This window comes from Methylobacterium aquaticum (genome assembly GCF_001043915.1).
Classification (GTDB): Bacteria; Pseudomonadota; Alphaproteobacteria; order Rhizobiales; family Beijerinckiaceae; genus Methylobacterium; species Methylobacterium aquaticum.
On record NZ_LABX01000038.1, the window covers coordinates 1 to 17,699 of the forward strand.

Here is a 17,699-nt window from a genome sequence, read left to right on the forward strand (position 1 = left end):
CGCGGCCTTCCGCCGGCCTGTGGCATGAGCCAGTATTTCACCCCCTCCCGAGCCGGCCCAGTGCAGTCATACCAACGGTCGTTTCCAACGACCGTTGGTTCGGTTCTCGAATTGTCGCCAAGCCTCCGGCTTGACATCGAAAATTCGAAATGGGTCGACGGCCCGATGCGTCGGCATCTTGGGCCGTTGGTCTAACGAGGGACCACGTGCTCGGGTGCTGCTCCAGATCCAGGCCGCGCCAGCGACGAAGGTCGGAACCGGGAGGTCGTTCGGCACCGCGCAGACCTTGTCCGGCTCCTCGCGTCGGCGGAACAGACAGTCGGTCGGCCAGCGCCGCACCGTCCGTGGCCGCGCGCCCGTGGACCCCGACCCCACGCTGTCTGCCCTCATGGTCGAGCCTCCCCGGGGCCGAGCCGCTGCCTCGTGCGGGCGATGCCGAGCGACCGTGATCGGATCTGCTGATCACATCCGATAAAATTCGCGGTGTTTCTCGACAATACTGACGATGGGGCGACGCCGGGCCGAGGCTGTGCGGCCAAAGAGGGATTCGTCTCCCCCTTTTGGCCAAGATGATCGACGGCATTTCATATTTTTGAAGGTGAGGCTCAGTTTTTTCAGTTTTCCTTGTTGGGCAGGCACCCGCATAGTCGCCCTCGACACGGCGACCCGGGACGGCCGGCGGCGACACGCCACCCGCTCTTCCGATCACCGCGCCCGCGCCGACCCGAACCGGCATTGTGCCGGCGGCGCGCACCCGAATTCACGTGACCGGACGAGCAACGTTCGGGCTGTTCAGGCCGCAGGGCCGGAGGAGACACCATGGCTGGATCGAGACGTCCGGGACGCAACTTCCTCTTCGTTCCGGGTCCGACCAACATCCCGGACCGGGTCCAGCGCGCGATGATCGTGCCGTCCGAGGACCATCGTTCCTCGGCTTTCCCCGAGCTGACGCTGCCGCTGTTCGAGGAGACCAAGAAGATCTTCAAGTCCCGCGAGGGCCAGATCTTCCTCTTCCCCGCGACCGGCACCGGCGCCTGGGAGGCGGCGCTCACCAACACGCTCTCGCCCGGCGACCGGGTCCTGGCCTCGCGCTACGGCCAGTTCAGCACGCTGTGGATCGACCTCGCCCGCCGTGTCGGCCTCGATGTCGAGGTCCAGGAGGAGGAGTGGGGCACCGGCGCCAATCCCGAGCGGATCGAGGAGGCCCTGCGGGCCGACCGCGAGCACCGGATCAAGGCCGTCCTGGTGGTCCATAACGAGACCACCACCGGCGTCACCTCCGACATCGGCGCGGTGCGCAAGGCGATCGACGCCGCGAACCATCCGGCGATGCTCTATGTCGACGGCGTCTCGTCGATCGGCAGCATCGACTTCCGGGCCGAGGAATGGCGGGTCGACTGCGCCATCACCGGCTCGCAGAAGGGCCTGATGCTGCCGGCGGGCCTCGGCCTCGTCTGCGTCAGCAAGCGGGCGCTGGAGGCGTCCAAGACCGCCGAGTGCCGGCGTGTCTATTTCGACTTCGCCGACCAGGCGAAGGCCAATGCCACCGGCTACTTCCCCTACACGCCGGCCCTGCCGATGCTCTACGGCCTGCGCGAGGCTTTGCGCTGCGTCGAGGACGAGGGGCTCGAGAACGTCTTCGCCCGCCACCGCCGGCTCGCTGACGGCACTCGCGCCGCGGTGCAGGCGTGGGGCCTGACGCTCTGTGCCAAGGAGCCCAAGTGGCATTCCGACACGGTGAGCGCCGTGATGGTGCCGGAGGGGATCAACGGCGCCGAGGTGATCGACATCGCCTATCGCCGCTACAACCTCGCCCTCGGGGCCGGCCTGTCGCAGGTAGCGGGCAAGCTCTTCCGTATCGGCCATATCGGCGACCTCAACGAGCTGATGCTGCTCGGCGCGCTCGCGGGCGTCGAGATGGCGATGCAGGATGCCGGCATCCGCATCCAGCCCGGCAGCGGCGTCGCCGCGGCGACGGAGCATTTCCGCAGCACCCGCGAGGGGTGAGGCTCGGGTTTCCCCTCTCCCCGCGGGCGGGGAGGGGGGAGGCGCTCGATCCCGAAAACCGGCTGCCGGGACCCGGCCCGGCATGCCATTGTGTCGCGCCCCGCCAATCCCGAGAGCGGGAGCGACGATAATCCGCCGGAGACGCCTGAGTCATGTCCCACCGCATCGTCTTCCTCGACCGCGAGACCCTGGATGCGACCCTGCGGCCCCCAAGCTTCCCGCACGAGTATGTCGAGCACCCCGTGACCGCGCCCGACGAGATCGTCGCGCGGCTCCAGGGCGCCGAGATCGCCATCATCAACAAGGTGCCGATGCGGGAAGAGACCCTGGCCCAGTTGCCGGACCTGAAGCTGATCGCCGTCGCGGCGACCGGCACCGACGTGGTCGACAAAGCCTTCGCCAAGTCCCGCGGCATCACGGTCGTCAATATCCGCAACTACGCCTTCAACACCGTGCCGGAGCACGTGATCGGACTGATCTTCGCGCTCCGCCGGGCGATCGTGCCCTACACCAATTCGGTCCGCCGCGGTGACTGGGGCCGGGCGCGGCACTTCTGCTACTTCGACTATCCGATCCGCGACGTCGCCGGCTCGACGCTGGGCATCGTCGGCTACGGCGCGCTCGGCAAGTCGATCGGCCAGCGGGCCGAGGCGCTGGGCATGCGGGTGCTCGCCTACGACGTGATGCCCCAACCCGGCCTCGTCGATCTCGACACCATCATCCGCGAGAGCGACGTCATCACGCTGCATGCGCCGCTGACGCCGGAGACCCGCAACATGATCGGGCGGGACGAGTTGGCGCGGATGAAGCGCGACGCGATCCTGATCAACACCGCCCGCGGCGGCCTCGTCGACGAGGCGGCGCTCGCCGAGGCCCTGACCGCCGGCACGATCGGCGGCGCGGGCTTCGACGTGCTCACCAGCGAGCCGCCGCGCGACGACAATCCGCTGCTGGCCCTCGACCTGCCGAACCTCATCATCACGCCCCACGTCGCCTGGGCGAGCCGCCAAGCCATGCAGATCCTGGCCGACCAGCTCGTCGACAACATCGAGGCTTTCGTGGCCGGACGGCCGCAGAACGTCGTGGAGTAGGGCGGAGGGGACGCCAGCCCGCTCCCGCCACCGTAAAAGGATGCCCCGCGCCGGCTCTGACGCCCGCGGCGGAAAGGATCACGATGAAGAAGCTTCTGTTCCAGTTCGACACCGACCCGATGCCCAGCGTGTTCGACGTGGTGGTGGGCTACGATGGCGGCGCCGACATCATCACCGGCTACCCCAACGTGACGCCTGAGACTGTCGGGGCGCTGGTCGACGGCACGATCTACACCCGCGGCGGCTCGGAGAAGAAATCGACCGCGATCTTCGTCGGCGGCGGCAGCATGGCGGCCGGCGAGGCGGTGTTCAAGGCGGTGCGCAAGCGCTTCTTCGGCCCGTTCCGGGTGTCGTGCATGCTCGACTCCAACGGCTCGAACACCACGGCGGCGGCGGGCGTCGCCCTCGTCGCCAAGGCGGCGGGCTCGCTTCACGGCAAGCGCGCCCTGGTTCTCGCCGGCACCGGCCCGGTCGGCATGCGCTCGGCGGCTTTGCTGGCCAAGGAGGGCGCCACCGTGACCCTGGCCGGGCGCAACCTCGCCAAGGCCGAGGAGGCCGCGAGGGCGATCGAGACGCGGTTCAAGGTCGCGATCCGGGCGATCGAGACGGCCGATGCCGAGTCCCGCGGCGCGGCCCTCGCCGAGGCCGAGGTGGCCTTCGCGGCCGGCGCGATCGGCCTCGAACTCGCCTCCGAGGCGCAGTGGAGCGGGGCGCGCAGCCTCGGCTTCATCGCCGACTACAACGCGCAGCCGCCGCTCGGCTTCGGCGGGATCGAGGCGACCGACAAGGGCAAGGAGCGCCACGGCAAGACCGTGTTCGGCGCGCTCGGCATCGGCGGCCTGAAGCTCAAGCTGCACCGCGCTTGCATCGCCAAGCTGTTCGAGAGCGCCGAACTGGTCCTCGACGCGGAAGAGATCTACGCGCTCGCGAAAGAGATGGCGTGATGGCGACCCCTGAGGACACGATCCCGGGCTTCCTCGACGCACTGGCGAGCGAGCGCCCGACCCCCGGCGGCGGCGGCGCCGCGGCGATCTCCGGCGCCATGGGGGCCGCCCTGGTCTCGATGGTCTGCAACCTCACGATCGGCAAGAAGAAGTATGCCGAGGTCGAGGCCGAGATGATCGCGACCCGCGACCGCGCCGAGACCTTGCGGGCCGAGCTGACCGGCATGATCGCCGAGGACGTGACGGCCTTCGATGCGGTGATGGGGGCCTACGGCCTGCCGAAGGCCAGCGACGACGAGAAGGCGGCCCGCGCCGCCGCCATCCAGGACGCCTTGCGGCTCGCCACCGACGTGCCGCTCGCCTGCGCCAAGACCTGCCGGGCAGTCATCGATCTCTGCGAGGGCGTCGCCGAGCGCGGCAACCTCAACGTGGTCAGCGATGCCGGCGTCGCCGTGCTGGCCGCCCAGGCCGGCCTGCGCAGTGCCGCCCTCAACGTCTATGTCAACGCCAAGGCGATCGAGGACCGGACCTTCGCCGAAGGCCGCCTCGCCGATCTCTCCCGGGCGCTGGACGGCGCCGATGCCCTGACCGAGCGGGTCTACGGGCTGGTGAAGTCAAAGCTGACCTGACGGTCGGCACCCGCCTGGCGCAGTCACCGGGCGAAGACGTGAAGCAACGCATCCGCGCTTTTTGAGCCGGGCGCGAGGGACCCCCTCGCGCCCGGAACGGGAAGCCTTTGCCCAAACGACAGGAGGACGCCATGGACGTGCACGAGTATCAGGCCAAGGAATTGCTCGCGAGCTTCGGCGTGCCGATCCCGAAGGGCGCCGTCGCCTTCAGCCCCGACCAGGCGGTCTACGCCGCCACCGAACTGGGCGGCGGGCACTGGGCCGTGAAGGCGCAGATCCATGCCGGGGCCCGCGGCAAGGCCGGCGGCATCCGGCTCTGCCGCACCACCCACGAGGTCCGCGACGCCGCCACCGACCTGCTCGGCCGGCGCCTCGTCACCCACCAGACCGGCCCCGAGGGCAAGCCGGTGCAGCGGGTCTATATCGAGACCGCCGATCCGTTCGAGCGCGAGCTGTATCTCGGCATCGTCCTCGACCGGAAGGTCGAGCGGGTGCGGGTCGTGGCCTCCAAGTCCGGCGGCATGGACATCGAGGAGATCGCCGCGACCGATCCCGACGCGCTGCTGCAAGTCGTGGTGGAGCCGGCGGTCGGCCTCCAGCCCTTCGAGGCGCGCGAACTCGCCTTCCAGCTCGGCCTGAACATCAAGCAGGTCGGCGCCGCCGTGAAGACGATCATGAGCGCCTACCGGGCGTTCCGCGATTGCGACGCGGTCATGCTGGAGATCAACCCGCTGGTCGTGACCCGCGACGACCGGGTTCTGGCGCTGGACGCCAAGATGTCGTTCGACGACAACGCGCTGTTCCGGCGCCGCAACATCGCCGACATGCACGACCCGTCGCAGAGCGACCCGCGCGAGGCGCAGGCCGCCGAGCACAACCTGAACTACATTGGTCTCGACGGCGAGATCGGCTGCATCGTCAACGGCGCCGGCCTCGCCATGGCGACCATGGACATGATCAAGCATGCGGGCGGCGAGCCGGCGAACTTCCTCGATGTCGGCGGCGGCGCCTCGCCGCAGCGCGTCGCCACCGCCTTCCGCCTCGTCCTGTCCGATCCGAACGTGCGGGCAATCCTGGTCAACATCTTCGCCGGCATCAACCGCTGCGACTGGATCGCCGAGGGCGTGGTCCAGGCCGCCCGCGAGGTGAAGATCAACGTCCCGCTGGTGGTCCGGCTCGCCGGCACCAATGTCGAGGCCGGCAAGGCGATCCTCGAGAAGAGCGGCCTCGATCTCATCACCGCCGACACCCTGACGGAGGCCGCGGAGAAAGCCGTGGCCGCCATCCGCACCAAGAACTGAGCACAAGAAGCGAGGAGAGGCGTCCGATGAGCATCCTGATCGACGAGACGACCCGGATCCTGGTCCAGGGCATCACCGGGGACAAGGGCAGCTTCCACGCCCGCGAGATGATCGAATACGGCTCGAAGGTCGTGGCCGGCGTCACCCCGGGCAAGGGCGGACGGACCGAGCACGGCGTCCCGGTCTTCGACACCGTCCGCCAGGCGGTGCAGGAGACGGGCGCGGAGGCGAGCATCACCTTCGTGGCGCCGCCGTTTGCCGCCGATGCCATCATGGAGGCGGCCGATGCCGGCATCCGGCTGATCTGCTCGATCACCGACGGCATCCCGGCCCAGGACATGATGCGGGTCAAGCGCTACCTGCGGCGCTACCCCCGGGAGCGCCGCCCGATGGTGGTGGGGCCGAACTGCGCCGGCATCATCTCCCCCGGCAAGGCGATGCTCGGCATCATGCCCGGCCACATCTACCTCAAGGGCAATGTCGGGGTGATCTCCCGCTCCGGCACGCTGGGCTACGAGGCCGCCGCGCAGATGAAGGCGGTGGGTCTCGGCATCTCGACCTCGGTCGGCATCGGCGGCGACCCGATCAACGGTTCGTCGTTCCTCGACCACCTCGCCCTGTTCGAGGAGGATCCGGACACCGCGGCGGTGCTGATGATCGGCGAGATCGGTGGCCCGCAGGAGGCCGAGGCCGCGGCCTGGATCCAGGCCAACATGAAGAAGCCGGTGGTCGGCTTCGTCGCCGGGCTGACGGCGCCGAAGGGCCGCCGGATGGGCCATGCCGGCGCCATCATTTCGGCCGCCGGCGACAGCGCCGCCGAGAAGGCCGAGATCATGCGCTCCTACGGCCTCACCGTAGCGCCGAGCCCGGGCGCCTTCGGGACCACCATGGCGCAGGTGATGGCGCAGTACCGCAAGGCGGCGTGAGCCCGCTGTTCGGCTCAACGACCGTTGGGTCTCACCCCCGTCGCCGGGGGTGAATGGAGACCGTAGGGCGAGGGTGAGGGGGTGTCTCCGGGTGGGGCTCCTCCGGCACCACCCCCTCGCCCTCGCTTCGGCTGCGCCTCCGCCGGCTTTGTCACCTGCACGGTGACACGGCCCTCTCCCCGCCTGCGGGGAGAGGAGGCAGGCCAGCGCCGCACCTGGATACCCCCTCCCTCGATCCCCACGGGGAGCCCCCGATGATCCACACTCCCGTTCCCGACACGCCGTTCGTCCCGCCGCTGATCAGCGGCACCGAGGACCGCGTCGCCCTCGACGTGCTGTTCCGCTCGCTGGTCGATGTCTGCCGGCGCCACCAGCCGGAGCTGGAAGCGGTCCTCCGCGGGCAGGCGGACATCGCCGGGCTGTCGCCGGAGCTGACCGCACGGGCGCTGCAAGTCCAGGGCATCTGGTTCCAGCTGATCGCGATCGCCGAGCAGAACACCGCGATGCGCCGGCGCCGCCACGTCGAGCGCAATGCCGGCCGCGACCGGCTGAAGAACTCGTTCAGCGCCGTCCTCGCCCGGGCCGCCGCGCAGGGCGTGCCGGCCGCGACCGTGCACGCGCTTCTGGCCTCCTTGCGCGTGCGCCCGACCCTGACGGCGCACCCGACCGAGGCCAAGCGTGTCACGGTGCTGGAGAAGTTCCGGCGCATCTACCTGATCCTGAAGGAGCTGGAGATGCCGCGCTGGACCGAGCGCGAGCGCCAGGCCCTGATGGACGACCTGCGCGACGAGGTCGAGCTGGTCTGGATGACGGGCGAGTTGCACCTGGAGAAGCCCACCGTCGACCGCGAGGTGGCCTGGGGGCTGCACTTCTTCGACGAGACGCTGTTCGAGATGCTGCCCGAGACCCTGGTCTCGCTCGAGGAGGCGTTGCAGGCCGCCTATCCGGGGACGCGGTTCGAGGTGCCGGCTTTCTTCCAGTTCGGCTCCTGGATCGGCGGCGACCGCGACGGCAACCCCTTCGTCACCGCCGAGGTGACCCGGCGCACCCTGCGGCGCAACGCGCTGGCGAGCCTTGCGCGCTACCGCGACGGCATCGCCGGGCTCGCCCGGACCCTCTCGATCAGCGCCCGCTCCCTGCCGGTGCCCGCCTCCTTCGGGGTGGCCCTCGCCGAGCAGCTCGCCTTGCAGCCGGACGGCGAAAAGATCGCGCGGCGCAATCCGGGCGAGCCCTATCGGCAATTCCTGACCTGCCTGAGCCGCCGCCTCGATGCGACGATCGCCGGGCTGGAGGGATCCGGCCCGGTCGGCCCCGGCTATGGTGACGCCGACCTGCTGATCGCCGACCTGCGCGCGCTCGAACAGGGCCTGTCCGAGGCAGGCTGCCCGTCGCTCGCCGCCAACCGGGTGCGGCCGGTGCGCCGGATGGTCGAGATCTTCCGCTTCTCGACCGTGCGGCTCGACATCCGCGAGAACACCACCCGCACCACCCGGGCGCTCCAGGCCCTGTGGCGCCGCACGCAACAGGGCGATCCGCCGGATGTCGACGCCCCGGCCTGGACGGACTGGCTCGAGGCCGAGCTGGCGCGCCCCCTCGACGGCCTGCCCGACCTCGCCGGCCTGCCCGAGGAGGCGCAGGAGACGCTCGCCACCTTCCGGCTGGTGGCGGAGATGCGCGGCAGCCTCGACCGCGAGGCGTTCGGGTCCTTCGTCCTGTCGATGACCCATTCGGTGCCCGACATCCTGGGCGTCTACCTGCTGGCGAAGACCGCCGGCGTCTTCCTCGACGCGGCCGGCATCGAGATCTGCCCGCTGCCGATCGTGCCCCTGTTCGAGACCATCGACGATTTGCGTGCGGCGCCCGGAATCATGCGGGCTCTGCTCAAGATCCCGGTCGTGCGCCGCTCCGCCCGCCAGCAGGGCGGGGTGCAGGAGGTGATGATCGGCTACTCGGATTCGAACAAGGATGGCGGCTTCGTCGCCTCGAACTGGGAGTTGGCGAAGGCGCAACGGCTGCTGACCCAGGTCGGCGAGCAGGCGGGGATCGGCATCGCCTTCTTCCACGGCCGCGGCGGCTCGGTCAGCCGGGGCGGTGCGCCGACCGCCCGGGCCATCGCCGCCCAGCCGCCGGGCTCGATCCGGGGCCGGTTCCGCACCACCGAGCAGGGCGAGGTGGTCTCGTTCAAATATGCCAATCGCGGCACCGCCGCCTACCAGATGGAGCTTCTGGCCTCCGCGGTGCTGGCCCACGCCATCGACGGCGCGGCCGGCGGGGGCCCGGCGGCGAACCCCGAATTCGACGACGTGATGGAGGCTCTGTCCGGCGCCTCGCGGGCGGCCTACGTGCAGCTCCTGACGCATCCGGACCTCGTGACCTATTTCGGAGCCGCGAGCCCGCTCGACGAGATCGCGCTCCTCAACATCGGCTCGCGCCCGGCCCGCCGCTTCGGCGCCCGCAGCCTCGCCGACCTGCGGGCGATCCCCTGGGTCTTCGCCTGGAGCCAGAACCGGCACGGCATCACCGGCTGGTACGGCGTCGGCAGCGGCTTGAAGAGCCTCCTCGACGTGCGCGGGGAGGGCGGCCGGGCCCTGCTGCGGCGGATGTTCGAGCAATCGCCGCTCTTCCGGCTGGTCATGGACGAGGTCGAGAAGACCCTGCTGACGGTCGATCTCGACATCGCCCGCGACTTCGCCGGGTTGTGCCCGGACGAGGCGGCCCGCGAGGCGGTCTTCGCGATGATCGAGGCCGAGTACCGGCTGACCTGCGCGATGGCGCTGGAGGTGAGCGGTGCGCGCGATCTGGCCGAGCGCTTCCCGCTCTATCGCGGCCGGCTCACCGAGCGGCTGCCGGTGCTCAACCAGGTCAGCCGCGAGCAGGTCGATCTCCTGCGCCGCTTCCGGGCCGAGACCGACGAGGCGCGGCGCGAGACGCTGAAATCGGCGCTGCTCCTGTCGATCAACTGCGTCGCGACGGGGTTCGGGGCGACGGGATAGGCGAGGCCCGACGGGCGAGACCCATTAGGCAAGGCCCATGAGTAACGGATGAGGCGCCGGTCTCCTTTCCCCGCCCGCGGAGAGAGGCGATGACCCGCGCTCTTCCCTCCCCTTCGTAGCCTCTGCGCCCAGCAGGGCCCACAGCCCCCCACCTTCCGCCACGTTGCGTCCGTCCGCGACGGAACGCCAAACTCGTCCCACGGAGGAACCCCGACATGAGCTTCACCCTCGTCCAGCAAGCCACGCCGCGCCTGCACCGCTCCGAACTGGCGGTGCCGGGCTCGAACCCGACCTTCATGGAGAAGTCGGCCAAATCGACCGCCGACGTGATCTTCCTCGACCTCGAAGATGCGGTGGCGCCCGACGACAAGGAGCAGGCGCGCAAGAACATCGTCCAGGCCCTCAACGAGATCGATTGGGGCACGAAGACGATGATGATCCGCATCAACGGCCTCGACACCCACTACATGTACCGCGACGTGATCGACATCGTGGAGGCGTGCCCGCGCCTCGACATGATCCTGATCCCCAAGGTCGGCGTGCCAGCCGACGTCTACGCCATCGACGTGCTGGTGACGCAGATCGAGCAGGCCAAGCGCCGCGAGAAGAAGATCGGCTTCGAGGTGCTGATCGAGACCGCGCTCGGCATGGCCAATGTCGAGGCGATCGCCCAGTCCTCGAAGCGCCTGGAGGCGATGTCCTTCGGCGTCGCCGACTACGCTGCGTCCTTGCGCGCCCGCTCGACCGTGATCGGCGGCGTCAACCCGGATTATTCGGTGCTGACCGACAAGGACGCGGAAGGCCAGCGCCAGACCCATTGGCAGGACCCGTGGCTGTTCGCCCAGAACCGCATGCTGGTCGCCTGCCGGGCCTACGGCCTGCGCCCGATCGACGGCCCGTTCGGCGACTTCTCGGATCCGGACGGCTACCGCTCGGCGGCGCGGCGCTGCGCGGCCCTCGGCTTCGAGGGCAAGTGGGCGATCCACCCCTCGCAGATCGACCTCGCCAACGAGGTCTTCACCCCGAGCGAGGCCGAGGTGACCAAGGCCCGCCGCATCCTCGCGGCGATGGAGGAGGCGGCCAAGGCCGGCCGCGGCGCCGTCTCGCTGGACGGGCGGCTCATCGACATCGCGTCGATCCGCATGGCCGAGGCGCTGATCGGCAAGGCCGACGCCATGGCCCGGGCGTAAAGGGGGTGAGGAGAGCCGGCCCCCGGGCCGGCTCCCGTCCGATGCAGGCTGCCATGCCCTGCACCGGCAGGTGACCAGACTTGCTCGTCGCGCCGACGCGCCGCACGGATCACGCACACGCTAGAAACAGTCGAATGGCATACGCTCGACAGATGCCGGTCTGCGCGGCCGCCTCGGCGGTCGGTTAAATCCCCCCGCGACCCGGCCTCGGACTGGAGTTGCGCCGGTCGCACGACCACCCTGCGCCACTCCCGGTCTTCGATGGTGCCGCATTGTCCGACGCTGCGACTCTCGCAGAGCCGGGCGATGCCCGAGTGGAAGCGTGCGACCGATGAGATCACAACAGGGCGCTGACGCAGCGAGACCCCGGCGCGGCGGGTGGCTCCTGGCCCTCGCGATCCTGGCCAGCGCCGGCGGGGCTTATGCCTGGCGCAACCGCGAGCATCCGGCCGCGCCGAAGCCCGCCGCCCGCGCCCCGGCTCCCATCCCGGTGACCCTGGCCAGGGTCGAGCAGGGCCCGCTCGCGGTGGTCCTCGGCGGGCTCGGCACCGTGCAGGCCTACAACACCGTGCAGGTGCGCAGCCGGGTCGACGGCCAGATCGAGACGATCGCCTTCCGCGAGGGGCAGGTGGTGAAGAAGGGCGACCTCCTTGCCCAGATCGATCCGCGCCCCTATCAGGCCGCCCTCGAGCAGGCGAAGGCGAAGAAGGCCCAGGACGAGGCCAATGTGAAGAATGCCAGGGCCGACCTGGAGCGCTACACCAAGCTCGGCGACTACGCCTCGCGCCAGCAGACCGATACCCAGACCGCCACGGTGAACCAGCTCACCGCCCAGATCGCCGGTGATCAGGCGGCGATCGACAACGCGACGACGCAGCTCTCCTACGCGACGATCAAGGCGCCGATCGACGGCGTGACCGGCTTCCGGCTGATCGACGTCGGCAACATCGTCAACGCGGCGCAACAGACCGCGATCGTCACCATCGCCCAGGTCGAGCCGATCGCCGTGGTCTATACCGCGCCGGAGGAGCAATTGGGCGAGGTGATGCGGGCGCTCGCCGCCGGCACGGTCCCGGTCGAAGCCTGGAGCACCGACGGCATGACGCGGTTGTCCGAGGGGCGCCTCGACCTCGTCAACAACCAGGTCGACACCGCCACCGGCACCGTGCGGCTGAAAGCCTCCTTCGCCAACGCGGATCACGCCCTCTGGCCGGGCCTGTCGGTCTCGACGAAGATGCGGACCGGCACGATCCCCGACGCCGTCACGGTGCCGGACGACGCGGTGCAGCACGGGCCGAAGGGCCTCTACGCCTTCGTGGTCGACGACCGGAGCCACGCCCACATGCAGCCGATCACGGTCGGCCGCTCCACCGACGGCCGCACCCAGGTGACCCAGGGCCTGTCGCCCGGCCAGACGGTCGTCTGGCGCGGCCAGTCGCGGGTGCAGGAGGGGGCGCTGGTCGCCGAGGCGAAGCCCGCGGGGTCCTCGCATTCCACCGCAGATGCGGCGGACAACGCCGCCCTGGCTTCGAGCGAGGCGCGCTGACATGCAGTTCGGCACCGGGCAGGAGGATGCCGCGCGCGGCGGCATCTCCGGCTACTTCATCCGCTTTCCGATCGCGACCTCGCTGATCATGGCCGGGATCCTGTTCATCGGGATCGTGGCCTATCCGCTGCTCGGCGTCGCGCCCCTGCCGCAGGTCGATTTCCCGACGATACAGGTCACCGCGCAGCTGCCCGGCGGCAGCCCGGAGACCATGGCCTCGTCGGTGGCCCAGCCGCTGGAGCGGCAATTCGCGCAGGTGCCCGGCGTCAGCCAGATGACCTCGACGAGTGCGTTGGGCATCGCGTCGATCACCGTGCAGTTCGACCTCACCCGCAACATCGATGCGGCGGCCAACGACATTCAGGCGGCGATCAACGCCGCCAGCGGCCAATTGCCGAAGACCCTGCCGAGCCCGCCGACCTACCGGAAGGTGAACCCGGCCGATTCGCCGATCCTGCTGCTCTCGGCCACCTCCGAGACCCTGCCGCTGACCGAGGTGGATGATGCCGCCGACGTGCAGCTGGCGCAGCGCATCAGCCAGGTCTCGGGCGTCGGCCAGGTGCTGATCGGCGGCCAGCAGAAGCCGGCGGTGCGGGTGCAGATCGACCCGGCGAAGCTCGTCGCCAAGGACCTGTCGCTGGAGGACGTCCGCAGCCAGCTCTCGATCACCACGGTCAACAGCCCGAAGGGCAGCTTCGACGGCGCGACCCGCAGCTACACGGTCTACGCCAACGACCAGCTCACCCGCGCCAAGGACTGGAACGACGTCATCATCGCCTATCGCAACGGCGCGCCGTTGCGGGTGCGCGACATCGGTCAGGCTGTGGCGGGGCCGGAGGACACCAAGCAGGCGGCCTGGGCCAACGGCCAGCGCGGCGTGTTCCTGGTCATCTTCAAGCAGCCCGGCGCCAACGTCATCGACACGGTGGACCGGATCAAGGCCGAGTTGCCGCGCATCACCGCCTCGCTCCCGGCGGGCGTGACGGTGCAGACGCTGAGCGACCGCACCCAGACCATCCGCGCCTCGGTCGAGGACGTGCAGTTCACGCTCCTCATCACCATCGCGCTGGTCGTCGCGGTGATCTTCGTCTTCCTGCGCTCGCTCTGGGCCACCATCATCCCGAGCGTCACGGTGCCGCTGGCGCTGCTCGGCGCCTGCGCGCTGATGTGGATGGCCGGCTACACCCTCGACAACCTGTCGCTGATGGCGCTCACCATCGCGGTCGGCTTCGTCGTCGACGACGCGATCGTGGTCTTGGAGAACATCGCCCGCTACGTCGAGGAGGGGATGAAGCCGATGCAGGCGGCGCTCAAGGGCGCCGGCGAGATCGGCTTCACCATCGTGTCGATCTCGGTCTCGCTGATCGCGGTGCTGATCCCGCTGCTGCTGATGGGCGGCCTCATCGGCCGGCTGTTTCGCGAATTCGCCGTCGTGCTGTCGATGACGATCGGCGTCTCGGCCTTCGTGTCGCTGTCGCTGACCCCGATGATGGCCTCGCGCTTCCTGAAGGAGCACAAGGCGGACGCGCACGGCCGGCTCTACCGCTGGAGCGAGCGCGTCTTCGATCGCATGCTGCGGGCCTACGAAGCCGCTCTCGACGTGGCGCTGCGCCACCACGTCGTGACCTTCCTGACCTTCCTCGGCACCCTGGCGCTCACCGGCACCCTCTTCGTCGTGATCCCGAAAGGCTTTTTCCCGCAGCAGGATACCGGCCTCATCGTCGGCATCACCGAGGGCGGGCAGGACATCTCGTTTTCCGCCATGGAAGACCGGCAGAAGGCGGTCGGCGCGGTGATCCAGGCCGATCCGGATGTGGCGAGCATCGCGATGTCGATCGGCGGCAGCGGTCAGGCGCTCAATTCCGGCCGGATGTTCATCACCCTCAAGCCCCGGGACGAGCGCGCGGCGAACGCCTTCCAGATCGTCGACCGCCTGCGGCCGAAGCTCGCGCAGCTCGAAGGCGTCAAGGTCTTCCTCCAGGCGTCGCAGGACGTGCGGACCGGCGGCCGCGCCTCGCGCACGCAGTTCGAGTACACGCTCCAGGACCCGAACCTCGACGAACTCAACACCTGGTCGCCGCGGCTCCTCGACAAGCTGAAGACCCTGCCGGAGCTGCGCGACGTCGCCACCGACCAGCAGACCGACGGAACGACCCTGACCCTGACGATCAACCGCGACGCCGCCGCGCGCTACGGCATCACCCCGCAGGTGATCGACGACACGCTCTACGACGCGATCGGCCAGCGCCAGGTGGCGCAGTACTTCACCCAGCTCAACAGCTACCACGTCATCATGGAGATCCTGCCTGCGCTCCAGGGAAACCCGGATTCGTTGCGCACCATCTACGTGAAGTCGCCGACCACCGGGGGCCAAGTGCCGCTCGCCGCCTTCGCCACCTGGACCACCGTGCCGGTGCGCCCGCTCTCGATCAGCCACCAGGGCCAGTTCCCCGCGGTGACGATCAGCTTCAACCTCGCCCCCAACATCGCGCTCGGGCAGGCGACGGCGGCGATCGACAAGGCGGCGAAGGATCTCGGCATTCCGGCGACGCTCGCGACCGGCTTCCAGGGCACCGCCCAGGCGTTCCAGCAATCGCTCTCGACGGTGCCGCTCCTGATCGTCGCCGCCCTGGTGGTGGTCTACCTGATCCTCGGCATCCTCTACGAGAGCTACATCCACCCGCTGACCATCCTCTCGACCCTGCCCTCGGCCGGTGTCGGCGCGCTCGCGATGCTGCTGTGGTTCGGCTACGATTTCAGCCTGATCGCGCTGATCGGCATCATCCTGCTGATCGGGATCGTGAAGAAGAACGGCATCATGCTGGTCGACTTCGCCATCGTCGCCGAGCGTCAGGAGGGGATCGGCCCCGAGGAGGCGATCCGCAAGGCGGCCCTGCTCCGCTTCCGCCCGATCCTGATGACCACGATGGCGGCGTTGCTCGGCGGTATTCCGCTGATGTTCGGCACCGGCACCGGCTCGGAGATCCGCCAGCCGCTGGGCTACGCCATGGTCGGCGGCCTCGCGGTGAGCCAGGTGCTGACGCTGTTCACCACGCCGGTGATCTACATCTATCTCGACAGGCTCTCGACCTTCCTGTCCGGCCGCTCGCATGGGCCCGCCGCGAAGGAGGAGGCGCCCGAGGACGAGGAGGAGGCGCCGTCGCGGCTGCGGGATGCGGCGGAGTAGAGCGGCCTCTCCCGCGTCCGTCGATCAGCGGGCGGGAGCGCATCGTGTTACGAACCAGACTCCGCTTCGTCGGGCAATGTGGCAAAATCAGAGTTCAGGAGCGGCGCGCGATCGCAGCGCTGTCGGACGCCGCTCTAATGATAAGTAGCATAAGTATCGTAACCGATCATTTTCCACCGTCCATGCCTTTTTCTATAGATAAATACCAAAATTTCTCCATCACCAAAGCTTATACATTTTCCGTCTTCAGTTTTGATCCAATTTCTAGTTGAATTATCTCGAACGATGAAGGCGGTTCGATAGTCGGTGTCGAATATAGGGTAACTGAATTCTCTCTTTGCCGTCCTGGTGGATGCGACGATTTTCCGCTCTCGGAATGTCCCGCCTCCTGATTGGGTCGACGTGCTCAGCGCGGCGTCCTTGCGTGCCGACCGCTCCGTCTCGCTGCATATCAAAGGGTCTTCGCCCGCCCCTTTCCCGATAATATCGTTGGGGACCGTCATATGATGCGGAGGAGAAAGATCGCCACGGACCGGATAGTTTACGTAAGTCCGCACAGTCTCGGCGAAAACAGAATAAACAAGCCATTTATCTGATATCGTGCAAGCTTTGTAATAATTTCTGTCCGTCGAGATGATGTAATCGAACAGAGAGATTGCTTCCCGATTGGATCTGTCCAAGTTTTCTTTCGACGATACCGGTCCACAACTGATTGCACCGAATGCAAGGGCCGTTACAATGAATTTGGCTCTGCGTGCACGCCCAAACATCATCCACCTCCAAAACGCCTCCATGCCGCGATCCTGGCCGAATAGCCAAGGTCGTCACCTCCGTCGAGGGACGGCACCCGGCAGACGCGTGTCGTGCCGGCCGCGGGACGTTCGGCGTCTGTTCCCCTACCGCCGCCCCTCGTGCGGCCTCTCCGGTCCGCGTGCCCCTCTCTCGCACGGTTCGGGGAGATGCGCGCGACCTTTGCCGAACGGATCAAGCTGACACGCCTGACGCTGTCGGGTCACGCCGCCGCGATGAACTCTCGCACAACCGCGAAGGCCCGCTCCGCCTCGTCGCCGAACAGGTCGTGGCTGCTTTCCGCGAACCCCTCGAAGCGCACCCGGCCGGGCGGCAGGGCCGCGATGAGCGCCTCGCTGACGCCCGGCGGCACCAGCGGGTCGTGCGTGCCCGCCATGACCAGGACAGGGCAGCGCAGGCGCCCGAGCACGGGGCGGAAATCCATCCGGCCCTGCTCGTTGCCGGGCCCGTTGAAGTGGAGCGCGGTGTCGTTGCGCACCAGCACGCGCCGCAGCTTGGCGGGATCGGCGGGCTTGCGGCGGTAGAACGGCACGCAGGTGCGAAAATACTCCGCGCGCCTCTCGGTGGTCGGAGCCGTCCAGTAGCTCTCGGCGATCCGGGCGACCTCGGGCCCGCCCAGTTCTCCGAAGCGCGCAAAAATCCCCGGAAAATCGACCCTGGCGGCGGTGCTGGCGAGGACGAGCTTGCCCGGATGGTCCGGATACCGCGTCGCATAGGATTGGGCGACGTAGCCGCCGAAGGACATCCCGAGCACGATCGGCTGGACGATGCCCAAGGCATCGCACAGGCCCTTCACGTCGTCGCCCCATTGCGCCAGCGTCCAGCCGGCACGGTCGCCATCCTCGCTGCGGCCGTTGCCGCGATGGTCATAATAGACCACCTGCGCCACGTCGCTCAGCTCGGAGAAGCGGGGCTTGAAGGCGCTATGGTCGAAGCCGGGGCCGCCATGCAGCAGCAGCAGGGTCGGCTTCTCCCGCATCGTGTCGCCCGCGGGAACGAGCCCGGCATTGTCGACGTCGACGAAGAGACGGACGCCGTTGACAGCGACGAACATCGGGCGGCGACCTCGTCGGCG

Annotated in this window: 11 protein-coding genes; 10 read left to right on the forward strand and 1 reads right to left on the reverse strand. The window is 68.8% G+C overall.

The features are described from left to right. Window positions 1-819 precede the first annotated feature (819 nt). From VP06_RS05165 to VP06_RS05210, 10 genes are all read left to right on the forward strand, one after another. Window positions 820-2,007, forward strand: coding sequence for an aminotransferase class V-fold PLP-dependent enzyme (locus VP06_RS05165; protein WP_048462761.1), 1,188 nt, complete (start codon window positions 820-822; stop codon window positions 2,005-2,007). A 152-nt stretch (window positions 2,008-2,159) separates the two neighbouring features. Next, window positions 2,160-3,098 carry a D-2-hydroxyacid dehydrogenase gene (locus VP06_RS05170; protein ID WP_048462762.1) on the forward strand — a complete coding sequence of 313 codons (939 nt, stop codon included), beginning with the start codon at window positions 2,160-2,162 and terminating at the stop codon, window positions 3,096-3,098. 83 nt (window positions 3,099-3,181) lie between these two features. Beyond that, the gene (locus VP06_RS05175) at window positions 3,182-4,042 is read left to right on the forward strand and encodes an NADP-dependent methylenetetrahydromethanopterin/methylenetetrahydrofolate dehydrogenase (protein WP_048462763.1); all 861 of its coding nucleotides are present in this window, start codon (window positions 3,182-3,184) and stop codon (window positions 4,040-4,042) included. Continuing rightward, the gene (gene fchA / locus VP06_RS05180) at window positions 4,042-4,671 is read left to right on the forward strand and encodes a methenyltetrahydrofolate cyclohydrolase (RefSeq protein WP_048462764.1); all 630 of its coding nucleotides are present in this window, start codon (window positions 4,042-4,044) and stop codon (window positions 4,669-4,671) included. Before VP06_RS05175 ends, fchA begins: the two co-directional genes overlap by 1 nt. Window positions 4,672-4,802: 131 nt before the next feature. Continuing rightward, window positions 4,803-5,972: a malate--CoA ligase subunit beta gene (locus VP06_RS05185; protein ID WP_048462765.1), complete on the forward strand. Its 1,170-nt coding sequence runs from the start codon at window positions 4,803-4,805 to the stop codon at window positions 5,970-5,972. Between the two features lie 26 nt (window positions 5,973-5,998). Continuing rightward, a complete protein-coding gene (gene sucD / locus VP06_RS05190; protein ID WP_048462766.1) occupies window positions 5,999-6,898 on the forward strand; it encodes a succinate--CoA ligase subunit alpha in 900 nt (299 codons plus the stop codon). 254 nt (window positions 6,899-7,152) lie between these two features. Next, window positions 7,153-9,891, forward strand: a complete 2,739-nt coding sequence (locus tag VP06_RS05195; RefSeq protein ID WP_048462767.1) for a phosphoenolpyruvate carboxylase — start codon at window positions 7,153-7,155, stop codon at window positions 9,889-9,891. Window positions 9,892-10,106: 215 nt separating this feature from the next. Continuing rightward, window positions 10,107-11,081, forward strand: coding sequence for an HpcH/HpaI aldolase/citrate lyase family protein (locus VP06_RS05200; RefSeq protein WP_048462768.1), 975 nt, complete (start codon window positions 10,107-10,109; stop codon window positions 11,079-11,081). 331 nt (window positions 11,082-11,412) lie between these two features. Further along, window positions 11,413-12,627: an efflux RND transporter periplasmic adaptor subunit gene (locus VP06_RS05205; protein ID WP_048462769.1), complete on the forward strand. Its 1,215-nt coding sequence runs from the start codon at window positions 11,413-11,415 to the stop codon at window positions 12,625-12,627. Between the two features lies 1 nt (window position 12,628). Further along, entirely contained in the window at window positions 12,629-15,814 is a 3,186-nt protein-coding gene (locus tag VP06_RS05210) for an efflux RND transporter permease subunit (protein ID WP_048462770.1), read from the forward strand. 1,012 nt (window positions 15,815-16,826) lie between these two features. On the opposite strand, the gene VP06_RS05215 is transcribed toward VP06_RS05210, so the two are convergent. Then, the gene (locus tag VP06_RS05215; RefSeq protein WP_048462771.1) at window positions 16,827-17,678 is read right to left on the reverse strand and encodes an alpha/beta fold hydrolase; all 852 of its coding nucleotides are present in this window, start codon (window positions 17,676-17,678) and stop codon (window positions 16,827-16,829) included. Between the last annotated feature and the right edge of the window lie 21 nt (window positions 17,679-17,699).